Annotated in this window: 7 protein-coding genes; 4 read left to right on the top strand and 3 right to left on the bottom strand. The window is 70.5% G+C overall.

What is annotated here, in order from left to right; translation table 11 throughout:
* Positions 1–517: 4'-phosphopantetheinyl transferase superfamily protein (locus D588_RS0121450; protein ID WP_017917465.1), on the top strand; the 517-nt coding region annotated here is incomplete at its 5' end.
* A 133-nt stretch (positions 518–650) separates the two neighbouring features.
* Here D588_RS0121450 and D588_RS0121445 read toward each other — a convergent pair.
* Both D588_RS0121445 and gpmA read right to left on the bottom strand, forming a co-directional pair.
* Positions 651–899 (bottom strand): SHOCT domain-containing protein, encoded by a 249-nt coding sequence (locus D588_RS0121445; protein WP_017917464.1) that lies wholly within the window; start codon positions 897–899, stop codon positions 651–653.
* A 36-nt stretch (positions 900–935) separates the two neighbouring features.
* Positions 936–1,685 (bottom strand): 2,3-diphosphoglycerate-dependent phosphoglycerate mutase, encoded by a 750-nt coding sequence (gene gpmA / locus D588_RS0121440; RefSeq protein WP_010342084.1) that lies wholly within the window; start codon positions 1,683–1,685, stop codon positions 936–938.
* A gap of 238 nt (positions 1,686–1,923) precedes the next feature.
* Between gpmA and nfi the strand changes: the two genes are divergently transcribed.
* From nfi to D588_RS0121425, 3 genes are all read left to right on the top strand, one after another.
* Entirely contained in the window at positions 1,924–2,631 is a 708-nt protein-coding gene (nfi, locus tag D588_RS0121435) for a deoxyribonuclease V (RefSeq protein ID WP_017917463.1), read from the top strand.
* A gap of 332 nt (positions 2,632–2,963) precedes the next feature.
* Positions 2,964–3,833: a pirin family protein gene (locus D588_RS0121430; protein ID WP_017917462.1), complete on the top strand. Its 870-nt coding sequence runs from the start codon at positions 2,964–2,966 to the stop codon at positions 3,831–3,833.
* 350 nt (positions 3,834–4,183) lie between these two features.
* Entirely contained in the window at positions 4,184–4,651 is a 468-nt protein-coding gene (locus tag D588_RS0121425; protein WP_017917461.1) for a hypothetical protein, read from the top strand.
* 141 nt (positions 4,652–4,792) lie between these two features.
* Here the strand turns inward: D588_RS0121425 and D588_RS0121420 are convergent, their stop codons facing one another.
* Complete coding sequence (locus tag D588_RS0121420) at positions 4,793–5,653, bottom strand: pirin family protein (protein WP_017917460.1); 861 nt, start codon at positions 5,651–5,653, stop codon at positions 4,793–4,795.
* Positions 5,654–6,161 lie beyond the last annotated feature (508 nt).

Genomic DNA, 6,161 nt, shown 5'->3' with positions numbered 1-6,161 from the left:
GGCGCTCGCCGCGCTGCGGGCGGCCGGCAGCACGGCCACCGACCTTCCGATCGGCCCCGACCGCGCGCCGCTCTGGCCAGAGGGTTTCCTCGGCAGCCTCTCGCATACCGACGGCGTGGCGGTCGCTATCGCCATGCCGACGTCCGCCGGAGCCAACGGCATCGGCCTGGATATCGAACGTGTGGTGGCCGCGGACCAGCTCGAGGCGATCCGCAGCGTGGCCCTGGACGCCAGCGACTGTGACGCATTGGCTGCGCTCGCCCGCGTCCGCGGCTGGCCGTATGCGCTGACCCTGGGCTTCTCGGCGAAAGAGAGTTTCTACAAGGCCACCGCGGCGACCGTCGGCCGCTTCTTCGATTTCAACGCCTTGCGCATCGAAGGCTGCGAGCCGGCCAGCGGCAGCGTGGAGACGCGGATCGCCACGCCGCTGGCGCCGGCCTTGCCGGCCGGACAAGCGCACCGTCTGCGCTGGGTGGACGTGCAGCCCGGGCTGTTGCTTACCAGCTGCGTCTGGTAAGGAGATTCCGGGGTTACGCCGTTGCCGCGCAACTGCGGCAACGCGCGCTGCATGCAACACGCGGCGCGGCGTCGACACCGCGCTTCCGCTTGGCAGGCCGCGCGAACGCGGCGCCTGCCGAGGCATCACACACTCACAACGCGGCCAGGATCTGCTCGCGCCGGCGCGTGTACTCCGCCGCATCGATCAATCCCTGCGCCTTCAGTTGCTCCAGCGCGCGCAGGCGCTGCTCGACCGAGTCGACGGGAGGCAACGGCGGCGGCGCCGCGGCCGGCCGGCGCCGCTGGGCGCGGATCGCCAGCCACACCACCATGCCGACCAGCAGCGGCAAGGCGAGCAAGACCAGCAGGATGAGCCAATGCCAGATACTGAATCCACCCATCGCGTTCTCCTGCCGGCCGCGTGCCGATCCTGGTGCTTACTTCGCCTTGCCCTGATTGGCCACCGCTTCGGCGGCCTTCTTGGCCGCTTCCGGGTCGCCCAGGTAGCGGTAGGACTGCACCTGCAGGCTGTCGTCCAGTTCGAACAGCAGCGGGATGCCGGTGGGAATGTTGAGTTCGAGAATTTCTTCGCGCGAGACGTCGTTCAAGTACTTGTACAGCGCGCGCAGCGAGTTGCCATGGGCGGTGACCAGCACGGTCTGCCCGGCCTTGAGCTGCGGCGCGATGGCGTCGTGCCAGTACGGCAGCACGCGCTCGAGCGTGGTCGCCAGCGATTCGGTGGCCGGCAGCGCGTTGCGGTCCAGGGTGGCATAGCGGCGGTCGTGCAGCGGATGGCCCGGATCCTCGGCGTCCATCGGCGGCGGCGGGATGTCGTAGGAGCGGCGCCAGATCTTGACCTGGTCCTCGCCGTGCTTGGCCGCGGTCTCGGCCTTGTCCAGGCCCTGCAGGCCGCCGTAGTGGCGCTCGTTGAGACGCCAGCTCTTGTGCACCGGCAGCCAGTCCTGGTCGAGTTCCTTCAGCGCGCCCTGCAAAGTGTGGATGGCGCGCTTGAGCACCGAGGTATGGGCGACGTCGAACTGCAGCCCCTCCTCGCGCATCAGCCGGCCGGCGGCCACGGCTTCCTGGCGGCCCTGCTCGGTCAGGTCGACGTCGACCCAGCCGGTGAAGCGGTTATCCAGGTTCCACTGGCTCTGGCCATGGCGCAACAGTACGAGTTTGCGGGTCACTGCGACGGTCTCCGTTGGGGGATGCGTGGGTCGTGCGGCCCTGGATTGTAGCTCTTGGCTGGGAATGGGGAATCGGGAATGGGGAATCGTTGAAGCGGTTCCCGCGCGGCTCTGACCAGCAGGCGGCGCTTGGCTGTCCGGCTTGCTGGAGAACAAAGCCGTTGCGATTCCCCATTCCCCATTCCCGATTCCCAGCCCCTGCACACCCCAGCCACGACCGTGGCGCGATCATCGGCGCATGGAACCTTCCACGCACTCCGTATTCGGCGACTGGGACGGCAGCATCGTGCAGGCGCGCGCGCTGCAGGCGACGCTGGCGCGCCAGGTCAGCCTGCAGGACGAGGTGCCCGACCCGCCGCGCTGGCTGGCCGGCTTCGATGTCGGCTTCGAGGACGACGGCCAGGTCACCCGCGCCGCCGCGGTACTGCTCGACGCGCAGACCCTGCAGCCGCACCAGGCCGAGATCGCGCGCGTGCCCACCTCGATGGCTTACGTACCAGGTCTGCTGAGTTTCCGCGAACTGCCGGCCTTGCTGGCTGCGCTGGGTCTGCTGCGGCAGCGGCCGGACCTGGTGTTCGTCGACGGCCAGGGCATCGCCCATCCGCGCCGGCTCGGCATCGCCGCGCACTTCGGCGTGGTCACCGGGCTGCCCAGCATCGGCGTGGCCAAGACCTTGCTGGCCGGCCGCTTCGAGGAGCCCGGCGCGCAGGCCGGCGACCACAGTCCCATCGTGCATCGCGGCGAGGTGGTCGGCTGGGCGCTGCGCAGCAAGCTGCGCTGCAATCCGCTGATCGTCTCGCCCGGCCATCGTGTGGCGGTGGACAGCGCGCTGCAGTGGACCCAGCGCTACCTGCGTGGCTATCGTCTGCCGGAGCCGACCCGGCTGGCCGATCGGCTGGCCTCGCGCCGCGGCGAGGTGGCGATCGCCCAGCCGGGCTTGCTGTAGCCTCGGCATCCGCTGGCGCGACTGCGAAAGCGCACTCGCCGCATCCGCACTGTCGTGTCGCGTCCGAAGCGGACGCGTTGGATTGAAACCACATGGCGTTGTCGCCACCGGCGTCGTCGATCGGTCGCCCCCGCCCGGGGGCGTGGATCCACGCAGTCGCCTGTCGCCTGCGTCGTGTCGCGATGCGCACCTGAGAACGCGCATCACCTGCGCACGAGAGGCGCACACCAAGCGCCGCGGCACGCGGAACATTGCGTCTTGCGCCGCCGGCGTCCGTGCCACGCGTCCGCATGCGAAGCTTGCGCTCCGTTCCTGCCACCACGAGCGCCGGCATGCCCACCCTGATCGCCCCCCGCGTCCACGATATCGGCGGCTTCGAAGTGCGCCGCGCCGTCCCCAGCGTGCAGGCGCGCAGCGTCGGCCCCTTCGTCTTCATCGACCACATGGGCCCGGCGGTGTTCGAGCCGGGCCACGGCGTGGACGTGCGCCCGCATCCGCACATCGGCCTGGCCACGGTCACCTTCCTGTGGTCCGGCGAGATCGGCCACCGCGATTCGCTCGGCTCCGACCAGGTGATCCGCGCCGGCGACGTCAACTGGATGACCGCCGGCCGCGGCATCTCCCACTCCGAACGCACACCGACCACGCTGCGTGAGCATGCGCATCCGCTGCACGGTATGCAGACCTGGGTGGCGCTGCCGAAATCGGCGGAAGAAACCGCACCGGCGTTCTACCACCATACCGCGGCCAGCCTGCCGCAGCAGCGCCGCGACGGCGCGTGGCTGCGGGTGATCGCCGGCCGCGCCTACGGCGAGGAATCGCCGGTCACGGTGTTCGCCGACACCCTCAACGTGGCCCTGGACCTGGAAGCGGACGCCGAAATCGACCTGGACGCGCGGCACGTCGAGCGCTCCCTGTACATCCTGGAAGGCGAGGCGCAACTGGACGGCGTGGACATCCCGGCGCGGCACCTGGTCCTGCCCGAGCCCGGCGCGCGCGGGCGGCTGCGCGCCAAGACCCCGCTGAAGGCCATGCTGATGGGCGGGGAACCGCTGGATGGCCCGCGCCACCTCTGGTGGAACTTCGTGTCCAGTTCGGTGGAACGCATCGAGCAGGCCAAGCAGGACTGGCGCGAGGGCCGCTTCGGGACGATCCCCGGCGACGACCAGGAATTCATTCCGTTGCCCGAACCCGGCCGCTGAGCCGGCGGCAGGCCTGCATCGGGCCACCGCCCCGCACACGCGAAGCGCCACCGCCCTCGCCCCCCCCCCGCGATCCGCGCCCGCAACCGCCTGATCGGCGCAGCCGGGCGGGTGCCGGCATGCCGTACCACGCGTACGGACATTCCGGAATCCGCATCCCAATTGTCAGCGCGGCCATGCTGGGCTATGGTGCAGACGCGGCCGCGCACGCGTGACCGCACACGGGACACGCACTGCGTCGGGGGATGCACTGCCGGGATCCCGCACAGGATGGGCGCTCCCGCAGACGACGCCGCAGGCGTGCGTATGGATCGAACGCGTCGCATCGCGGCGTATGGGGAACATCGCGAATGAAGACACTCTTGCGCAAGGCGCTGCTGACCGCTGCGGCGGCGTTGCCCGCCGCTGCCGCCACCGCGCAGCAGGCACAGAACTGCCCACCGCTGCCGCCGCAGAGCAAACTGCAATGGAGCGAACGCAGCGACAAGGGCTTCATCGTCTGCCGCGCCAGCGACGCCGACGGACGTCAGGTGCTGGGCATGATGCTCACCGCGCGCGACCCGAACATTCCGCTGCAGCGCACGCTGCGCGAGGAAAAGGGTGCCATCGCCGGCGAGCAGGTGTACTGGTACCGGCCGGACCTCGGCGGTGCCGACCTGCCGGGCCTGGCCTCGCGCCGGATCGCGGTCGCGGAGCTGAAAAAGGGCCAGTTCGCCCAGGTGTGGATCGACGCCGCCGACACCCAGGAACTGCAGACCCTGCAGTCGCTGGTGCAGGGGCTGGACATGCGCCAGTCGAGCCTGGCGCTGGAGCGCTGAGGCGGCGCACTGCGCCATGCACTGCGGTCTCCCGTAGCAGCGGCTTCAGCCGCGACAGGCATTCCCAATAACGCCGTCGCGGCTGAAGCCGCTGCTACGAGGAAACAAACCCTCGCACCACATGCGGCGCGAAACGCGCGCTCAGAAGCGCCCTTCCTGGAAATCCACGAAGGCCTGCATCAGTTCCTGGCGCGTGTTCATCACGAACGGCCCATGCCGCGCGACCGGCTCGCGCAACGGCCGTCCGGCGACCAGGATCAGCCGCGCGCCCTGCGTGCCGGCCTGCACCTGCAGCAGGTCGCCGCCGCCGAGCACCGCCAGCGTCTGCGCCGGCAGCACGCGCGCCGCCTCGCCCTCGCCCAGTGCCGCCTCGCCCTCGAACATGTAGGCGAAGGCGTTGTGCCCGGCCGGCAGTTCGAACGCCCAGCGCGTGCCGGCGTCCAGCGCGATGTCCAGATACAGCGGGTCGGTGGCCGGCTGCGCGATCGGGCCGTGCACCTCGCCGACCTGGCCGGCGATCACCTTGACCGTCACCCCCGGCGCCGGCTGCGCCACCGGGATGCGCTCGGGCGCGAATTCCTGGTAGCGCGGCGCGGTCATCTTGTCGCGCGCCGGCAGGTTCACCCACAACTGGAAGCCGCGCATGCGCCCGTGTTCCTGCTCCGGCATCTCCGAATGCACCAGGCCGCGGCCGGCGGTCATCCACTGCACGCTGCCCGGGGTCAGCAGACCCTCGTTGCCGTGGTTGTCCTTGTGCCGCATGCGCCCGTCGAGCATGTAGGTGACGGTCTCGAAGCCACGGTGCGGATGGCTGGGGAAGCCCCCGACGTAGTCCTCGGCCCGGTCGGTGCCGAACTCGTCGAGCAGCAGGAACGGATCCAGTTCGGGCAGCGCACCGCCGCCGATGACGCGGGTCAGCTTGCCCCCATCGCCGTCGGCGGTGGCGTGGCCGCGAATGGCACGCAGGATGCGCGCGGGGGCGACGGTGGTGGAAGCGGTCATGGCGGACGATCTCCTGATGAGCTCCCTACTGTGGGTGCCGCCGCCACCGCGGCCAACCGCGACCGGCGCAACCCATCGTTCCATCGTCTGCGGCGACTGGTTCGCTTCTCCCACCGGGAGAAGGTGCCCCGTAGGGGCGGATGAGGGTGCGGGCGTAGCCTCGTGCGTCGGGCGCAGCCTCGTGCGCTGTCCCATTGGTGCAGGCTGGGTTCGCCAGGGCTGCGCCCCGGACCCTCACCCCAACCCCTCTCCCGAGGGGAGAGGGGCTCGCGCCTTTCCCTTCTCCCCCTGGAAGAAGGTGCCCCGTAGGGGCGGATGAGGGTGCGGGCGCAGCCTCGTGCGCAGGCTGGCTTCGCGATGGCTTCGCCCCGGACCCTCACCCCAACCCCTCTCCCGAGGGGAGAGGGGCTCGCGCCTTTCCCTTCTCCCACCGGAGAAGGTGCCCCGCAGGGGCGGATGAGGGTACGGGCACAGCCTCGTGCGCAGACTGGCTTCGCGAGGGCTGCGC

Origin of the sequence: Xanthomonas sp. SHU 308 (assembly GCF_000364645.1) — a bacterium.
GTDB lineage: Bacteria > Pseudomonadota > Gammaproteobacteria > Xanthomonadales > Xanthomonadaceae > Xanthomonas_A > Xanthomonas_A sontii.
This window is presented reverse-complemented; position numbering and strand designations above follow the sequence as displayed.

What these genes read in the sequence shown, in the direction of transcription:
- D588_RS0121445 (WP_017917464.1), bottom strand. Translation starts at nt 899, where the DNA reads ATGGGTGGATTCAGTATCTGGCATTGGCTCATCCTGCTGGTCTTGCTC.
- nfi (WP_017917463.1), top strand. Translation starts at nt 1,924, where the DNA reads ATGGAACCTTCCACGCACTCCGTATTCGGCGACTGGGACGGCAGCATC.
- D588_RS0121430 (WP_017917462.1), top strand. Translation starts at nt 2,964, where the DNA reads ATGCCCACCCTGATCGCCCCCCGCGTCCACGATATCGGCGGCTTCGAA.
- D588_RS0121425 (WP_017917461.1), top strand. Translation starts at nt 4,184, where the DNA reads ATGAAGACACTCTTGCGCAAGGCGCTGCTGACCGCTGCGGCGGCGTTG.
- D588_RS0121420 (WP_017917460.1), bottom strand. Translation starts at nt 5,653, where the DNA reads ATGACCGCTTCCACCACCGTCGCCCCCGCGCGCATCCTGCGTGCCATT.